Raw genomic sequence first — 14,264 nt, forward strand, 5'->3', positions numbered from 1 at the left:
GGCGATCCTAGCGCCCCGGCACGCCCTTCGGATAACGGTCGCCGATCAGGCCAAGCGACAGGCCCTGTTCCAGCCATGCCTTTGCGCCGGCAAGAACGAGTGCGAAGCCGTCGGTCGAGCCGACCGCCTGCTTGACCTGCTCGTCGGCGGTGCCGGCGAAGCCGAAATTGCTGACCTCAAGAAAGGTCGCACCGTCAGGCGTTTCGGCGCCGGGCATCTCCGTGAATGTCCAGACCACAGTGGTCGGCGGATCGCTCCATTGCATGACGATCTTCTTGTTCTCGACGATCTCGCTGACATTGACCATCGCCGAGGCCCCGTACATGCGCCACTCCCAGCGAACCTCTTTGCGGCTATCCAGCCGGCCGCTACTGTGGGTAAACCAGAATTTCGTGGTGATGGCCGGGTCGACGATCGCCTCGAAGACCTCGGCGACCGGCCGCCTGATCAGCATGCCGGCTTCGGCGGTCGGCGTTTTGTGGGTCTCCATCCCAATGCTCCTTTCAGGTTTTTGCGCTCACCAAGCGTCGGGTTCGCGCACCATGTGGACAATGCTGGCCGGGTTGGCGATCCAGAAGCCGCGGAAGCCTTCGCCCAGCGGCTCGACCGCATCGCAACGGACGACGCCGGCCCCAGCCAGATGATCCGCAACGGCTGCAAAATCGTCGGTGAAAAGCTCAAGCCAGATTTCGGCATGGCTCAGCATCGGCGCCTCGTCGATCCATAGCCGGTTGGGGCCAAGCTCGAAGCCAATGGCCGGCGCCTTGGCGGTGAACGGCTTCAGGCCGACGACGTCGCGGTAGAAGGCGATCGTCGCCTCATACTGGTGCGGCGGCACCTTCATGGCGATGTTGATGCCGCCGGCGATCTTCGCGGTCATTGTGGGCTCCGTTGTGTTGTTCATCTGTTTGTCTCGTCGGCCGGCTCGCCCCTCATCTCGCCGCGGTAGTAGCCGTCACGCAGGTTGATGCCGTATTCGACATAGGCCTTCATGCAGGCCAGCATCTGCGACCAGCCTTCGCAATTGAGGTAGGATTTCTTCAGCCCGACCGCGCCTTCCGGCCAGCCGGATTCAGCAATGGTCACGAGGGTACCGCCATCGTCGAGTTGCTCGAAATTCATCTCGATGCGGGTCTTGTAGGCGGGCCTGCCGTCGGCATCTGTGGCATCCCAGCGCAGCACGATGCGGCTGTCCTTGACCACGTCATCGACCTCGACCGGCACCTTGTCCCACCAGACGACACCGACGCCGGCTTCCAGCGGCGCACTGGCGCCGCCGATGGTGGTGAAATAGCCGCTCAGCTTGTTCGGATTGACGACGGCGTCGAAGACTTCGGCGACCGGTTTGCCGATGCGGCCGGAAACGCTGAATCCAAGAGACATATCCACAGCTCCTTCCTTGATTGGCTCGACGATATGTTATATAAACATAACATGTCAAGCCAAACCGCGGACGACCATGTTTTCAAGGCGTTGGCGCATTCGCGCCGGCGCGAATTGCTGGATCGGCTGAAGGACGCGCCGCAGACGACCGGCATGTTGTGCGAGGCCTTTCCCGACATCGACCGCTGCACCGTCATGCTGCATCTCAAGGTGCTGGAAGAGGCCGAACTGGTGGTGGCGAAGCGCAAAGGGCGCGAGCGCTGGAACCATCTCAACACGCTGCCGATCAAGCACATCCATGACCGCTGGATCAGCCAGTATGCCGGACATGCGCTCAGCATCATCGACCGGCTGAAATCCGATCTCGAGGGCTGAACCGGCGCGGCTGGACGAATTGAGCCGATTTATCTATAAGCCGGCCATTCCGACAGAGAACGCCGTGCATCCATTGCGTTGCACCTTGGACGGCTCTGAAAATTTGAATTCGAGTATCCGGGAGACGAGGTGAGACCACCTCGCTTCGGGATGCTCTAGCCGAAGACGACAGGGGTGCCATGGCTGGCCATTCACAGTTCAAGAACATCATGCACCGCAAGGGCCGCCAGGACGCGGTGCGGTCGAAAATGTTTTCCAAGCTGGCGCGCGAAATCACCGTCGCCGCCAAGAGCGGGACGCCCGACCCATCGATGAACCCGCGCCTGCGCCTGGCCATCCAGAACGCCAAGGCGGTGTCTATGCCGAAGGACAACATCCAGCGCGCCATCAACAAGGCTTCGATGGGCGATGCCGAAAGCTACGAAGCGGTGCGCTATGAGGGTTACGGCCCGGGCGGCGTGGCGCTGATCGTCGAGGCGCTGACCGACAACCGCAACCGCTCGGCCTCGAATGTGCGCGCCGCCTTCACCAAAGCCGGCGGTGCGCTTGGTGAAACCGGCTCGGTGTCGTTCATGTGGAACCGTGCCGGCGAGATTTACTATCCGGCCTCCGCCGGCAGCGCCGACAAGGTGATGGACGCGGCGATCGAGGCCGGCGCCGATGACGTCGAGTCCGACGAAGAAGGCCACACCATCTACTGTGCCTTCGAGAGTATGGGCGAAGTGTCGAAGGCGCTGGAAGCCTCGCTTGGCGAGGCCGAATCGGTGAAGCCGATCTGGCAGCCGCAGAACAATGTCCCGGTCGACGAAGAGCGGGCGCAATCGCTGATGAAACTGGTGGCAACGCTCGAGGACGATGACGACGTGCAGAGCGTCTACGCCAATTTCGAGGTTGACGACGAGACCATGGCCAAGCTCAGCGCGGCATAGGCCAGTGCAATACAGTCGCATGCGAATATTGCTGTCTGAGGGCGGCCTGCCTATAGGTTAGTCAGTTATCACGGGGGGGCCGATGACCGACTATAAAGAGGCAAGTTTTGCCGATGCGATGGCCTGGCCTCGCCGGCCCGGCTTATGGCGCAGGCTTCTGGCGGCACTCATCGATTATCTTGTTGTCCTGATCGCTCTCTATTTGCTTGTCGGGGCTCTGTTTCTGCTGACCGATGGTGGCGTAAAGGGCAGCTTTTGGCTGAACTGGAAACTATGCCAGGAGGGTACGGTTCACGGTGACCCGACGCTTGCCCGTTATGACTGGCAGGTATGCAGGACATCAGTACTCGGTTTGCCTGTCGCCAAATGGGCCGTGGGAACGGCAGCTGGCTCGAAACCTGGAGAAACATCCTCCATGTCGATCGATCTGGATATGCAGGGGAATTTCAGGCCTGCGGCGCTGAACCTGGGTTTCCTCGAGCTGATCGCTCTCGCATCGTACCTTCTCATTATGGAGTTGAAGTCCGGTCGACCTATCGGCAAGCGGTTCGCTGACCTCATTGTCCACGATGAGGACGACAGACACAGGGTCGGCCTGCCGGCGAGGAAGGCTGTTCGACGGCAATTTATGAAGTTTCTCGGCGCATTGCCGATCGTTCTGACGGGGGCCTGGTATGCTTTTCAGACCTGGGGCACCCCTGCCGGTGGCGTGCAGGACTACTCCAGCCTGGAAATAGTGGTTGCGTCCGCCGCCCTCGTTTCGGTGTTGATCTGGCCGGTCTGGATCGCGATATCCATAGCTCTGGGCGACGATCCGATACACGATCGATTTGCAAAGACCACGGTGCGCATACAGGAGACCCAGACATGAGCGTGTCGGAGAGGCCCCGCGTGATCATCACCTATTGCACGCAGTGCCTGTGGCTGTTGCGGGCCGGCTGGATGGCGCAGGAACTGCTCTCCACCTTCGGCACGGATCTTGGCGAAGTGACGCTGGTGCCGGGCACAGGCGGCATCTTCACCGTTTCCTGCAACGATGTGCTGGTCTGGGACCGCAAGCGCGACGGCGGCTTTCCCGATGCAGCCAAGCTCAAGCAGCTGGTGCGCGACGTCATTGATCCGGACCGGGATCTCGGCCATTCCGACCGCAAGGCCTAATCTGCGTCGAGATTCAGGTGAGGCCGGCCTGCAAATGACGGCTTCCTGCGCTTCCGGTGCACACGTACTTGAGTACGCTCCGCTCCGGTTCTCGGAAGCCACCATTTTCGACTCGACCTGACCTGAATCTCAACACAGCTTACCTTGCTTGACGACTTTCACAGCAATGCGAAGATGAAGCAGGCCATCGACACGATGGCGGTGATGGTGCGGACGTGGTTCCACATCACCCACTGGTTCAGATGGTTCGCCCAGACGGCTGCGCCATTGGCGCTGGCCGGGTCGACGGCGGCGAGCGCATCGTTGAGCGGCACATTGAAGACCATGGTCACGATCGGGTTGCCGATCAAATAGATCACGGCACCGGCAAGCAACCAGTGCGAGCCGGACTGGCTCCAGCCCATGATGGCGGCGGCGATAAGCACCAGACAGAGCAGGCCGGTGCCGAACAGCGCCGTCATGAAGGTGGGCGTGATTACCGTGATGTTGATCGAATTCATCGCCGAGATGCCTTGGGGGACCGGCAGCCGGGCAAGTGCTGCCATGACGAAATTGGAAAAGGCGAAAAACACGCCGCCGACGACGCCCGAGCCGATTGCGGCGATGATGGTGAGGGTGGGAAGAAGCTTGATCATCTCAGTTGCTCCAGATGCCGGTTGCGGCGGGTTCATTTGCGTAGGCGGAAAAGTCTTTCGGCGCGCGGCCGAGCACACGCTGGACACCGTCGGTCAGCGTCTCGTTGCGGCCGTCAAGCACTTCGGTGAACAGCTCGTTGAGCAGCCAGGCGATTTCGGGCGGCAGTTCGTGTGCCGCCGTCGCGGCGGTGAATTCGTCATGCGAGATCTTGATATAGCGGATGTCGCGGCCGGTCGCCTTGGCGATCTCGGCGACCGCGTCGGCGAAGCTCAGCAGCCGCGGCCCGGTCAGCTCATAGAGCTGGCCGACATGGCCCGGCTCGGTCAGCGCGACGAAGGCAGCATCGGCGATGTCGTCGACATCGACGAAGGGCTCGCCAACAGGGCCGACAGGCAAGGCCACTTCGCCTTGCAGCAGGGACTCGACGAGAAAACCTTCGCTGAAATTCTGCGAAAACCAGGCGCAGCGCAGGATCGTCCAGTCGGCGCCCGAGGCTTTGACCATCTCTTCGGCGCGCTGGGCCTCGGTCTCGCCGCGGCCGGAGAGCAGCACCAGGCGGGTGACGCCATTTGCCACCGCAAGCCTGGCGAAGGCGCCGACTGTCTCGGCGGCGCGCGGCACGGCGATGTCGGGATAGTAGCTGATGTAGACGGCACTCACGCCTTGCATGGCAGGCTCCCAGGTCGCCGGAACCTCCCAGTCGAAGCGGGGGCTGCCGGAGCGCGAGCCGATGCGCACGGGAACGCCCTGTGCGGTCAGCCGCTCTGCGAGGCGACGGCCGGTCTTGCCAGTGCCGCCGAGGATCAGGATTGGTTTGGTGTCAGTCATTGTGGTTCTCCTTTGCTTGAAAATATGAGTAATCCTCACATTTGCAAAACGTGATAAACCCTCGTATTTTGCGAGTCAAGCCGTTTGTTGGCAATTTTGTCGGAACCGGAGGCAGTCATGGAAGACACAGCAGCGCCCGCATCTGCCCAGGAGCAGGTAGCATCGCCGCGGCGGGCGCCCACCCAGCAGCGCAGCCGCGAGCGGGTCGAGCGCATGCTGGGCGCAGCCTCCGCGCTGATTGCCGAGCAAGGCAGCGACGCCATGCGCATGGGCGAGGTGGCGGAACGGGCCGCGGTGTCGATCGGCTCGCTCTACCAGTTCTTTCCCGACAAGCGGGCGATCGTCTGGGCGCTGGCCGAGCGCTACACCGCCGAAAGCCAGGCCTGCATCTCTTCGGCGCTCAAGGACGTCGTCGACGCCGAAGGGCTGCGGCAGGCGTTTTCGGAGCTGGTCGATATCTACTACCGGCTGTTCCTGGCCGAGCCGGTGATGCGCGACATCTGGTCGGGCACGCAGGCCGACAAGGCGCTGCGCCAGCTCGAGCTCGCCGACAGTCGAGCGAATGCCGAATTCCTGACCACGGTGCTGAAGCGGCTGCATCCCGGCGCCGATCCGGTGGCGCTGGAGACGACGGCCTTCCTCGTCTGGCAGATGGGCGAGGCTGCCGTGCGGCTGGCGATCTCGGTCGACCGGCAGGAGGGCGACAGGCTGGTCGCCGCCTACAAGCGCATGGCGCTGCGGGAATTGGTGGACGGGTAGGCTCGCACCACTCTGGGAAGGGTCGCTTCGAAGCAGCAGGGTGGAGGCGTCGGACCGCACCCGACCCTTGGGCCGACCTCCCCACAAGCGGGAGGTATCGGCGCGTTAGCTTGAAGCGACTGACTTTGACGGCAACAAAAAACCCGCCACAAAGGCGGGTTCTTTATTCAGCGATACAGGTAAACTTTAGAGGCCGAAACCTTCGAAGCGCTTCTTGAACTTCGACAGGCGGCCGCCGCGGTCGAGCAGGGTCTGCTGGCCGCCGGTCCAGGCCGGGTGCGTGGTCGGATCGATATCGAGGTTCATCGTATCGCCTTCCTTGCCCCAGGTCGAACGGGTCGAGTATTCGGTGCCATCGGTCATGACGACCTTGATGGTGTGGTAGTCGGGATGGATATCGGCCTTCATTGTCGTGCTTCCTGGCTTGCGGCGCTACAGACGGGCCCGCGGCCTGCGTCGATGCGCTCCTTTTTAAAACTCGAAGCCGCAGCTATTGAAAAGCCACGGCTTCTAAAACGGTCGGCGAGCCTATACATCAGCCGGAATTGAATCACAAGGCCACGGCAGGCGCATATTGAACGCGCCCACCTGGAGCGGCCAGAGGAAACGGTCATGGCGGACATCAGCGGCGAGCAAGACGGGCGCAGGCGCTCGCTCGGGCCGCTCAGGCGCCTATATCCCTACATATTCCGCTACCGCAAACTGGTCATAGGCGCCCTCATTTCGCTCGCCATCGCCGCAGCGACGACGCTGGCGCTGCCGCTGGCCGTGCGGCGCATGATCGACCACGGTTTCAGCGCTTCCGGCACCGTCTTCATCGCCGAATATTTCGCCGCTTTGGTGGCGATGGCAGCCATTCTGGCGGCGGCATCGGCCGGACGCTACTACTTCGTCATCACGCTCGGCGAGCGGGTCGTTGCCGACATCCGCAGCGACGTGTTTTCGCATGTCACGACGCTTTCGCCGTCCTTCTTCGACACCGCCCAGTCGGGCGAGATCGTCTCGCGGCTTGCCGCCGACACCACGCAGGTGAAATCCGCCGTCGGCGCCACTGCCTCGGTGGCGCTGCGCAACGTCATCCTCGGGCTCGGCGCGGTGGCGATGATGGTTATCACCAGCCCGAAACTATCGGGCCTGGTGATCGCGGCCATTCCGCTCATCGTGCTGCCGCTGGTCGCGTTCGGCCGTTCGGTGAGGCGCCGGTCACGGCAGGCGCAGGATACGCTGGCGCAAGCGACCGCCTATGCCAGCGAGCAGATCGGCGCGGTGCGCACGCTGCAGGCGTTCACCAACGAGACGCTGGTCACCGGGCGGTTCTCGGCCGCGGTGGAAGCCGCCTTCCAAGCGGCGCGCTCGTCGATCTTCTCCCGCTCGCTGCTCACCTTCTTTGCCATCTTCATGATCTTTTCCTCGGTCGTGGCGGTGTTGTGGTTCGGCTCGCGTGACGTGCTTGCCGGCACGATGTCGCCCGGTACGCTCGGCCAGTTCCTGCTTTACTCCGTGTTTGCCGCAGGCGCGCTGGGCGCACTGTCGGAAGTCTGGGGCGAGCTTGCCCAGGCGGCGGGTGCGGCCGAAAGGCTGACCGAGATACTCGACGAGACGCCGGCGATTCAACCGCCGGCCAATCCGCTGCCGCTGCCCGCCAAGGCGACAGGCGCGATCAGCTTCGACGACGTCTCCTTCTCCTACCCGGCAAGGCCGGACCGTGCCGCCGTCCACGGCTTGAGTTTTCAGGTCAAGCCGGGCGAGACGGTGGCGATCGTCGGCCCGTCGGGCGCCGGAAAGAGCACCGTCTTTTCGCTGATTCTGCGCTTCTACGATCCCGAAACCGGCCGCATCGCCATTGACGGCGTCGACGTGCGCGAAGCCGATCCGGCTGAAGTGCGGGAGCGCATTGCGATCGTGCCGCAGGATGTCACCATCTTTGCGGCAAGCGCGCGCGACAATATCGGCTTTGGCCGGCCGGGCGCGACGAATGCCGAGATCGAGGCCGCCGCCGGGGACGCGCTGGCCGACGAGTTCATCCTCAGGCTCGACAAGGGCTACGATAGCCAAGTCGGCGAGCGCGGCGTCACCTTGTCCGGCGGCCAACGTCAGCGCGTGGCGATCGCCCGCGCCATCCTGCGCGACGCGCCGATCCTGCTGCTCGACGAAGCCACGTCGGCGCTCGACGCCGAAAGCGAAACGCTGGTGCAGACGGCGCTGGAACGGCTGATGCAGGGCCGCACCACCATCGTCATCGCCCACCGGCTGGCGACCGTGCTGAAGGCCGACCGCATCCTGGTCATGGATGGCGGCCGCATCGTCGAGGAAGGCACGCACCAGAGCCTGGTCGCCAAGGGCGGCATCTATGCAAGGCTGGCCAAGCTGCAGTTCGAAACCGGAGCAAGCGCCTTCAGGGGTGCCGCGGAGTAGCAACCCGCAATCAGGCGGGACCATACCGCTTGCGGAGATGCTCGGTGAAATACCCGGCGTTGAGCTTTTCGCCGGTGGCGCGCTCAAGCAGTTCGGGCGTCGACCAGCGCGAACCCTGCGACCAGATCTTGTCGCGGCGCCAGTCATTGATGGGGGCGAAATTGCCGTTGGCAAGCTCGCTGTCGGCTGAAGGATGGTCGCGCGTCAGCGCAGCCCATTGCTGCGCCGCCATCATGGCGCCCAGCGTATAGGACGGGAAATAGCCGAAGGCGGCGCCCGGCCAATGCACGTCCTGCATCGGTCCGTCGGCTGGGTTGTCGATGGTCGAAAGGCCAAGATACTCCCGCATCTTGGCGTCCCAGGCTTCGGGCAGGTCGGCCGCCTGCAGCCGCCCCGAGACCAGCTCCTGCTCCAACTCGTAGCGCAGGATGACATGCAGCGGGTAGGTGACCTCGTCGGCGTCGACGCGGATCAGCCCGCGCTCTACCCGGTGCACATGCGGCAGGATGTCGTCCAGCGACCAGGCTTCGCCGAGATGCTTTTCGACCACGGGCAGCGCCCAGCGCCAGAATTCGGGGTTGCGGCCGACCTGTTTCTCGACGAACAGGCTCTGGCTTTCATGCACCGCCATGCCGCGCGCCTTGCCGAGCGGCCAGTGCGCCCAGGCCTTCGGTAGGTTCTGCTCGTAGAGCGCATGGCCGGTCTCGTGCAGCACGCCCATCAAAGCCGACAGGAAATCGGACGTTTTGTAGCGGGTGGTGATGCGCACGTCGCTCGGCACGCCGCCGCAGAAGGGATGGTGCGATACGGACAGAGAACCGTGGGTGAGGTCGAAGCCGACCGAAGCCATCATGGCGAGACCAAGCTCGCGCTGTTTGTCGATCGCATAGCTGCCGGAGAGCGGCTTCACGGGATGCCTGGCCAGGCGCGCTTCCTGCGCGGCCAGGGCTTCCGGCACGAAGCCCTTCAGGAATGTCTTCAGCTCGGTGAAGACCGGCGTGATGTCGGCGGCGCGGTTGCCAGGATCGTATTGCTCCATCAGCGCGTCGTAGGGATCGAGGCCGAGCGCGTCGGCGCGCAGGGCGGCTTCCTCGCGCACCAGCGCGATGACACCTTCGAGCGCCGGCAGGAATCCGGCCCAGTCGTTCTTGGCGCGCAGGTCGCGCCAGAGTTGCTCCGAGCGCATGCGCGCTACCGTCTGGCGCTCGACGAATTCGACCGGCAGGCAGGTCAGGTTGGTGTATTGCCGGCGCAGTTCGCGGACCGCCGCCTGCTGCTCCTCGTTGAGCGCCTCCTGTTCGGCGGCGGCGAGCCAGTCGGCGATCTCCGGCGCCGTTGCCCTGATATGCAGCATCCCGGCCAGGGACGACATGGCTTCGGCGCGCTTCTCGCCGCCGCCGACAGCCATGTGAGTCGCCTCGTCGGCGCCGAGGATAGCGAGCGCATGTTCCAGCGCTTCGAGCTTGTGGCCGAGATCATCGAGCTTCTGAAAAGACATGACAGGTTCCGCGTTTTGGACCGCGGGAAAAGATACCAACGCGCCAGGATTGGCAACCCTCAAAGGTGGCTATGCAGCTTGCGCCGGTGAGCTGGTGCGTGGAATGCTGGCTGACGGTGGAACACCGCCATGGAGGGGAGACTAAGATGATCGGCAATATCCTGGTCGGGCTGGTGGCCCTGATCCACCTCTTTATCGTCTATCTGGAGATGGTGGCGTGGGACACACCGCGCGGGCACAGGGCGTTCAACCTCAAGCCGGACTTCGCCAGCGCATCGAAGGTGCTCGCCGCCAATCAGGGGCTCTACAACGGCTTCCTTGCCGCCGGGCTGATCTGGGGCCTCTATCTCGGCGCGGCGGGATTCCAGATCAAGGTGTTCTTCCTGCTTTGCATCGCCGTCGCCGGGCTCTATGGCGCGGCGACTGCCAGCCGGAAGATCCTGTATGTTCAGACCGTGCCGGCGGTGCTGGCCCTCGCTGCGCTGTGGCTGGGTTGGTGACAAAAAAGACGCCCTCGGAACCAGATCCCGCGGGCGTCAGACAGTCCCTTCCTCATTCCTGGAGATATCAGAGCGGACCTCAGCCGTTCGGATAATTCCCACCGTCGGAGCCATCACCGATCATGAAGCCGCTGCCGGTGTCGGACATCAGCCTCTGATCGACATTGTCGAGGCGGCGCAGCAGATCGTGATATTGCGCGGCCGGGATCCGGCCATGGTCCGAAGCGGCGACCCGTTCGGCGGCCTGGCCGATATGCGCCGCACGCAGATGCAGCCACCGCGCTTCCGAGGTCGAGATGCCCTTCGTTTCGCGCGCATCCGCGATGCCCTGTTCGACGCCCCGCACCTGCTCGATCAGGTCGGTCACGCGCGGACCGGTCATGTCGGTCGGGTCGCTGGCGTCGAGGGCGCCCTTGTGATGTCCGGCGGCATGGGCGCCGGCGAGTGGAACAGTGATCAGAAGTGTCGTGAGGGTTGCGGTCCTGAGAGTCTTCAAAGAGCGCATGATGTGCGTCTCCTCCTGCTGTGGAAGGGGCAAGCGCTTTCGCTCCACCTTCCGGAAGCGGGCCGTCCGGTTCCGTCGCGTCGCGATGGGAGGCATCGCCGGCGGTTCTCGGCCCTGCGCGTCAAAGTAGGAGCCCGGAAACGCGAAGTGTAGTTAAAGAAAGATAATGTTTTCAGGCCTTGCCGGCTTGGCGTTGCGCCCTAGAGTTGAGCCGGCAAACAATTTCGCGTGACTGAAAATCACCGTTCGGTGAGCTTCAGTTCAATGCGTCGGTTCTTGTTGCGGGCGTCTTCGGTGTCGGCGGGGTCGAGCGGCTGGAATTCGCCGAAGCCGGCCGCAACCAGCCGGTTGGCGGGCACGCCGTTCTCGATCAGGTATTTGACCACCGAGGTCGAACGCGCCGTCGACAATTCCCAATTGTCGCGATAGCGGCCGGCGCCGGACAGCGGCTTGTTGTCGGTGTGGCCGTCGACGCGCAGCACCCAGTTGATCTCGGGCGGGATTTCCTTTTGCAACTCGATGATGGCATCGGCGAGCTTCTTCATCTCGACCTTGCCGGCATCGTTGATCACTTCCGACCCGGTCGGGAACAGAACTTCCGACTGGAAGACGAAGCGGTCGCCGACGATGCGGATGTTCTCGCGGTCGGCGAGGATTTCGCGCAGGCGGCCGAAGAAGTCGGAGCGGTAGCGGTTCAGTTCCTGCACGCGCTGCGCCAGCGCGACATTGAGCCGACGGCCGAGATCGGCGATCTTGGTGTTGGAATCGCGGTCGCGCGTTTCGGACACATTGAGGGCGTCCTCGAGCGCGCCGATCTGCTTGCGCAGTGCCGCGATCTGCTGGTTCAGGATCTCGACCTGGCTCAGCGCCTGCTGGCTGATCTGGCGCTGGCTGTCGAGTTCGCCGCCGAGCTCCGCGGCGCGCTGGTTGGCGGCGTCGCCGGCGCCGGCGCCTTGCGCCAGCAACTGCTCGAGCCGGCTCTTCTCAGCTTCCGCCGCCGACAGCGACGCCTGCAGATTGGCCAGCGAATCGTCCTTGTCCTGCGCGCTCGAGCGCTCCAGCGCCAGCAACTGCGTCAGTTCGTTGATCTGCGAGTTGAGGCGCGTGAGCGCCGTATCCTTGCCGGAGAGTTCGCGTCCGAGCAGGAACTGCGCCAGCACGAAAACGGTGAGCAGGAACATGATGGCCAGCAGCAGCGTCGACAGCGCGTCGACGAAGCCCGGCCAATAGTCGATCCGGCGATCGGTGCGCCGGCCCCTGGCGAGAGCCATGCTAGTGGACCCCGGGTTTCTTCAGCGCGTCGGCGATCTTTTCCAGCGTGTTGCGCATCGCCTTCTGCTCGTCCGACTGGGCCTCGACCCAGTCGCGCATGATCTGCTGCTCGGAGCGCATGTTCTTGACCAGTCCGGAAATGCCGTCGGCGAGATTGGCCATGGCGGTGGCGACGCGCGGATTGGAGCCGCCGCCGCTTTCCTGCATGCTGCGCAGCCGTTCCGACAGGACCCGGATCTCGTCGGAGGATTCAGTCTTGGCCGGGTCGGCGACGGCGATGTCGGAGGAGAGATCGGTGACCGAGGACAGCCAGTTTTCAAGCTCGGTATAGAAGCGGGTCTGCGCGCGGCCGGCCTGCAGGTCGAGGAAGCCTAGCACCAGCGACCCGGAAAGGCCGAACAGCGAGGACGAAAAGGCCGTACCCATACCGGCCAGCGGCGCCGACAGCCCCTGCTTCAGCGAATCGAGCACGGCGGCGGCGTCGCCGGTGCCGGGATCGAGCGATTCGATGGTTTCGCGGATCGAGCCGATGGTGTTGAGCAGGCCCCAGAAGGTGCCGAGCAGACCGAGGAACACCAGCAACCCGACGAGATAGCGCGAGGTGTCGCGGCTTTCGTCGAGGCGGGTGGCGATCGAATCCAGCATGGTGCGCATCGAAGACGTCGAGAAGGCGACCGTCGAGGAACGGCCGATCATCGCCTTCATCGGCGCCAGCAGCACCGGCTCGGTGGTTTCGGAACCGGCGCGGAAGGAATTGACCCAGCGCACTTCGCGAAACAGTCGTCCGACCTGGGCGAAGGCGAGCAGGATGCCGACCACAAGGACGCCGACGATGAGGCCGTTGAGGCCGGGATTGCTCCCGAAAGCGGTCGAGATCTGGCGGGTGAGGATGGCGGCGATGAAGGCGACGATGACCAGGAAGATGACCATGGTCAGGAGGAAGACCTGCGGGCTCGACAGTTTGTGCGGATCGTACATCAGGACATCAGAACGCCTGCCCACGCCGAAGGATCTGAGAAAAGCCATCCGTGCCCCGTTTCCGATGCTCTATTTGCCTTGACGCAATTCCGAACGGGAAGCCGCTCATACTTCCCTGGAACCGCTCCAGTGCCGCCGATCACGTAATTCGCGACTCTAAACGGAATTGTGACCAAATTGAATGGCGCTTGGCAATATTGCCCGACTGTCGGGCCGCACCACGCCGTTCAGAGGCGGTTGACGACCAGGCAGTCGACCATGGCGGCAAGATGCAGCCCGGCGCCGGTGACGACAAAGCCGTGCCAGAGGGCATTGTGGAAGCGCAGGCGTTTCCAGGCGAAGAAGATGACGCCGCAGGAGTACACGATGCCGCCGGCGACAATCAGCGCGATCGAGGTCGTCGGCAACGTCGCCACCAGCGGCTTGACCAGGACGACGCCGCTCCAGCCGATGGCGAGATAGAAGACAATGGCCAGACGATCGAAGCGGCCGGGCAGGAACACTTTCATGGCAATGCCGGTCAAAGCAGCGGTCCAGACAAGGACAATCATCGGCAGCGCCAGCGGCGAGCCGTCGAGCTGGGCCAGAAAGGGCGTGTAGGTCGCGGCGATCAGGAGATAGATCGCCGCATGATCGAAGCGCCGCAAGATCCACTTCGCCGGCGACGTCACCGGCCACAGATTGTAGGTCAGCGAAATCGACAGCACAGTCAGCAGCGACACCACGAAGAAGGCGGCGGCGATGTATTCGCCGGGACCGGCATGGAAGGCGGCCAGCGCCAGCAACGCCGAGCCGGCGGCTATCGCCAGCACGATGCCGACCGCATGGACGATGCCATCGGCGATCATCTCCGCACGCGAGTAGTGCCAACGCCCGACATAAGGGATTTCAACTGGCTGGTCTGGCTGCGCTTCTCGCGAGGATAGTGAAGGTATGCTCGTCATAAAAAATCCTGCGTCACCCTTATCTGGGCGGCCGCCGGGCAGTATTTCAAGCTTTGATTGCGGTTTTGCGACTGCGGCGCTTCA

Annotated in this window: 18 protein-coding genes; 7 read left to right on the plus strand and 11 right to left on the minus strand. The window is 63.5% G+C overall.

Annotation, left to right across the window (positions count from 1 at the left end; translation table 11 throughout):
• Nucleotides 1–7: 7 nt before the first annotated feature.
• The 3 genes from NKH54_RS07155 to NKH54_RS07165 are packed head-to-tail and all read right to left on the minus strand — an operon-like array spanning nucleotide 8 to nucleotide 1,383.
• Entirely contained in the window at nucleotides 8–490 is a 483-nt protein-coding gene (locus NKH54_RS07155; protein ID WP_023755547.1) for an SRPBCC family protein, read from the minus strand.
• A gap of 27 nt (nucleotides 491–517) precedes the next feature.
• The gene (locus NKH54_RS07160; protein ID WP_023755548.1) at nucleotides 518–880 is read right to left on the minus strand and encodes a VOC family protein; all 363 of its coding nucleotides are present in this window, start codon (nucleotides 878–880) and stop codon (nucleotides 518–520) included.
• Between the two features lie 20 nt (nucleotides 881–900).
• Nucleotides 901–1,383, minus strand: a complete 483-nt coding sequence (locus tag NKH54_RS07165; RefSeq protein ID WP_023755549.1) for an SRPBCC domain-containing protein — start codon at nucleotides 1,381–1,383, stop codon at nucleotides 901–903.
• Nucleotides 1,384–1,434: 51 nt separating this feature from the next.
• Between NKH54_RS07165 and NKH54_RS07170 the strand changes: the two genes are divergently transcribed.
• The 4 genes from NKH54_RS07170 (at nucleotide 1,435) to NKH54_RS07185 (ending at nucleotide 3,845) form a co-directional block, all read left to right on the plus strand.
• Nucleotides 1,435–1,758 (plus strand): ArsR/SmtB family transcription factor, encoded by a 324-nt coding sequence (locus NKH54_RS07170; RefSeq protein ID WP_023728640.1) that lies wholly within the window; start codon nucleotides 1,435–1,437, stop codon nucleotides 1,756–1,758.
• 179 nt (nucleotides 1,759–1,937) lie between these two features.
• The gene (locus NKH54_RS07175) at nucleotides 1,938–2,687 is read left to right on the plus strand and encodes a YebC/PmpR family DNA-binding transcriptional regulator (protein WP_023728639.1); all 750 of its coding nucleotides are present in this window, start codon (nucleotides 1,938–1,940) and stop codon (nucleotides 2,685–2,687) included.
• An 82-nt stretch (nucleotides 2,688–2,769) separates the two neighbouring features.
• Nucleotides 2,770–3,558, plus strand: a complete 789-nt coding sequence (locus NKH54_RS07180; RefSeq protein ID WP_353027937.1) for an RDD family protein — start codon at nucleotides 2,770–2,772, stop codon at nucleotides 3,556–3,558.
• The gene (locus NKH54_RS07185; protein WP_023744978.1) at nucleotides 3,555–3,845 is read left to right on the plus strand and encodes an Rdx family protein; all 291 of its coding nucleotides are present in this window, start codon (nucleotides 3,555–3,557) and stop codon (nucleotides 3,843–3,845) included. The genes NKH54_RS07180 and NKH54_RS07185 overlap by 4 nt, the downstream gene beginning before the upstream one ends.
• A 158-nt stretch (nucleotides 3,846–4,003) precedes the next feature.
• Here NKH54_RS07185 and NKH54_RS07190 read toward each other — a convergent pair whose 3' ends face one another.
• A complete protein-coding gene (locus NKH54_RS07190) occupies nucleotides 4,004–4,480 on the minus strand; it encodes an anthrone oxygenase family protein (RefSeq protein ID WP_023733001.1) in 477 nt (158 codons plus the stop codon).
• Between the two features lies 1 nt (nucleotide 4,481).
• Nucleotides 4,482–5,309, minus strand: coding sequence for an NAD(P)H-binding protein (locus NKH54_RS07195; RefSeq protein WP_353027938.1), 828 nt, complete (start codon nucleotides 5,307–5,309; stop codon nucleotides 4,482–4,484).
• Between the two features lie 117 nt (nucleotides 5,310–5,426).
• On the opposite strand from NKH54_RS07195, the gene NKH54_RS07200 reads away from it, so the two are divergent.
• Nucleotides 5,427–6,068 carry a TetR/AcrR family transcriptional regulator gene (locus NKH54_RS07200; protein WP_353027939.1) on the plus strand — a complete coding sequence of 214 codons (642 nt, stop codon included), beginning with the start codon at nucleotides 5,427–5,429 and terminating at the stop codon, nucleotides 6,066–6,068.
• A 186-nt stretch (nucleotides 6,069–6,254) separates the two neighbouring features.
• Here the strand turns inward: NKH54_RS07200 and rpmE are convergent, their stop codons facing one another.
• Nucleotides 6,255–6,476 (minus strand): 50S ribosomal protein L31, encoded by a 222-nt coding sequence (rpmE, locus tag NKH54_RS07205; protein ID WP_023668748.1) that lies wholly within the window; start codon nucleotides 6,474–6,476, stop codon nucleotides 6,255–6,257.
• 204 nt (nucleotides 6,477–6,680) lie between these two features.
• Between rpmE and NKH54_RS07210 the strand changes: the two genes are divergently transcribed.
• Nucleotides 6,681–8,483: an ABC transporter transmembrane domain-containing protein gene (locus NKH54_RS07210; RefSeq protein ID WP_353027940.1), complete on the plus strand. Its 1,803-nt coding sequence runs from the start codon at nucleotides 6,681–6,683 to the stop codon at nucleotides 8,481–8,483.
• A 10-nt stretch (nucleotides 8,484–8,493) separates the two neighbouring features.
• Here NKH54_RS07210 and NKH54_RS07215 read toward each other — a convergent pair whose 3' ends face one another.
• Nucleotides 8,494–9,981, minus strand: a complete 1,488-nt coding sequence (locus tag NKH54_RS07215; RefSeq protein ID WP_353027941.1) for a carboxypeptidase M32 — start codon at nucleotides 9,979–9,981, stop codon at nucleotides 8,494–8,496.
• Between the two features lie 146 nt (nucleotides 9,982–10,127).
• Between NKH54_RS07215 and NKH54_RS07220 the strand changes: the two genes are divergently transcribed.
• Nucleotides 10,128–10,481, plus strand: coding sequence for a DUF1304 domain-containing protein (locus tag NKH54_RS07220; protein ID WP_353027942.1), 354 nt, complete (start codon nucleotides 10,128–10,130; stop codon nucleotides 10,479–10,481).
• 79 nt (nucleotides 10,482–10,560) lie between these two features.
• Here the strand turns inward: NKH54_RS07220 and NKH54_RS07225 are convergent, their stop codons facing one another.
• From NKH54_RS07225 to trhA, 4 genes are all read right to left on the minus strand, one after another.
• Entirely contained in the window at nucleotides 10,561–10,986 is a 426-nt protein-coding gene (locus NKH54_RS07225) for a hypothetical protein (protein ID WP_352596693.1), read from the minus strand.
• A 239-nt stretch (nucleotides 10,987–11,225) separates the two neighbouring features.
• Nucleotides 11,226–12,257, minus strand: coding sequence for a peptidoglycan -binding protein (locus NKH54_RS07230; protein ID WP_023698439.1), 1,032 nt, complete (start codon nucleotides 12,255–12,257; stop codon nucleotides 11,226–11,228).
• Nucleotide 12,258: 1 nt separating this feature from the next.
• Nucleotides 12,259–13,284 carry a MotA/TolQ/ExbB proton channel family protein gene (locus NKH54_RS07235; protein ID WP_023668754.1) on the minus strand — a complete coding sequence of 342 codons (1,026 nt, stop codon included), beginning with the start codon at nucleotides 13,282–13,284 and terminating at the stop codon, nucleotides 12,259–12,261.
• Between the two features lie 179 nt (nucleotides 13,285–13,463).
• On the minus strand, nucleotides 13,464–14,180 hold the full coding sequence (trhA, locus tag NKH54_RS07240; protein WP_023688947.1) for a PAQR family membrane homeostasis protein TrhA: 717 nt from the start codon (nucleotides 14,178–14,180) through the stop codon (nucleotides 13,464–13,466).
• Nucleotides 14,181–14,264 lie beyond the last annotated feature (84 nt).

The sequence above is a fragment of the Mesorhizobium sp. M1004 genome, assembly GCF_040318795.1.
Classification (GTDB): Bacteria; Pseudomonadota; Alphaproteobacteria; order Rhizobiales; family Rhizobiaceae; genus Mesorhizobium.

Coding starts and splice junctions, on each gene's coding strand:
- NKH54_RS07155 (WP_023755547.1), bottom strand. CDS start 490: ATGGAGACCCACAAAACGCCGACCGCCGAAGCCGGCATGCTGATCAGG.
- NKH54_RS07160 (WP_023755548.1), bottom strand. CDS start 880: ATGACCGCGAAGATCGCCGGCGGCATCAACATCGCCATGAAGGTGCCG.
- NKH54_RS07165 (WP_023755549.1), bottom strand. CDS start 1,383: ATGTCTCTTGGATTCAGCGTTTCCGGCCGCATCGGCAAACCGGTCGCC.
- NKH54_RS07170 (WP_023728640.1), top strand. CDS start 1,435: ATGTCAAGCCAAACCGCGGACGACCATGTTTTCAAGGCGTTGGCGCAT.
- NKH54_RS07175 (WP_023728639.1), top strand. CDS start 1,938: ATGGCTGGCCATTCACAGTTCAAGAACATCATGCACCGCAAGGGCCGC.
- NKH54_RS07180 (WP_353027937.1), top strand. CDS start 2,770: ATGACCGACTATAAAGAGGCAAGTTTTGCCGATGCGATGGCCTGGCCT.
- NKH54_RS07185 (WP_023744978.1), top strand. CDS start 3,555: ATGAGCGTGTCGGAGAGGCCCCGCGTGATCATCACCTATTGCACGCAG.
- NKH54_RS07190 (WP_023733001.1), bottom strand. CDS start 4,480: ATGATCAAGCTTCTTCCCACCCTCACCATCATCGCCGCAATCGGCTCG.
- NKH54_RS07195 (WP_353027938.1), bottom strand. CDS start 5,309: ATGACTGACACCAAACCAATCCTGATCCTCGGCGGCACTGGCAAGACC.
- NKH54_RS07200 (WP_353027939.1), top strand. CDS start 5,427: ATGGAAGACACAGCAGCGCCCGCATCTGCCCAGGAGCAGGTAGCATCG.
- rpmE (WP_023668748.1), bottom strand. CDS start 6,476: ATGAAGGCCGATATCCATCCCGACTACCACACCATCAAGGTCGTCATG.
- NKH54_RS07210 (WP_353027940.1), top strand. CDS start 6,681: ATGGCGGACATCAGCGGCGAGCAAGACGGGCGCAGGCGCTCGCTCGGG.
- NKH54_RS07215 (WP_353027941.1), bottom strand. CDS start 9,981: ATGTCTTTTCAGAAGCTCGATGATCTCGGCCACAAGCTCGAAGCGCTG.
- NKH54_RS07220 (WP_353027942.1), top strand. CDS start 10,128: ATGATCGGCAATATCCTGGTCGGGCTGGTGGCCCTGATCCACCTCTTT.
- NKH54_RS07225 (WP_352596693.1), bottom strand. CDS start 10,986: ATGCGCTCTTTGAAGACTCTCAGGACCGCAACCCTCACGACACTTCTG.
- NKH54_RS07230 (WP_023698439.1), bottom strand. CDS start 12,257: ATGGCTCTCGCCAGGGGCCGGCGCACCGATCGCCGGATCGACTATTGG.
- NKH54_RS07235 (WP_023668754.1), bottom strand. CDS start 13,284: ATGGCTTTTCTCAGATCCTTCGGCGTGGGCAGGCGTTCTGATGTCCTG.
- trhA (WP_023688947.1), bottom strand. CDS start 14,180: ATGACGAGCATACCTTCACTATCCTCGCGAGAAGCGCAGCCAGACCAG.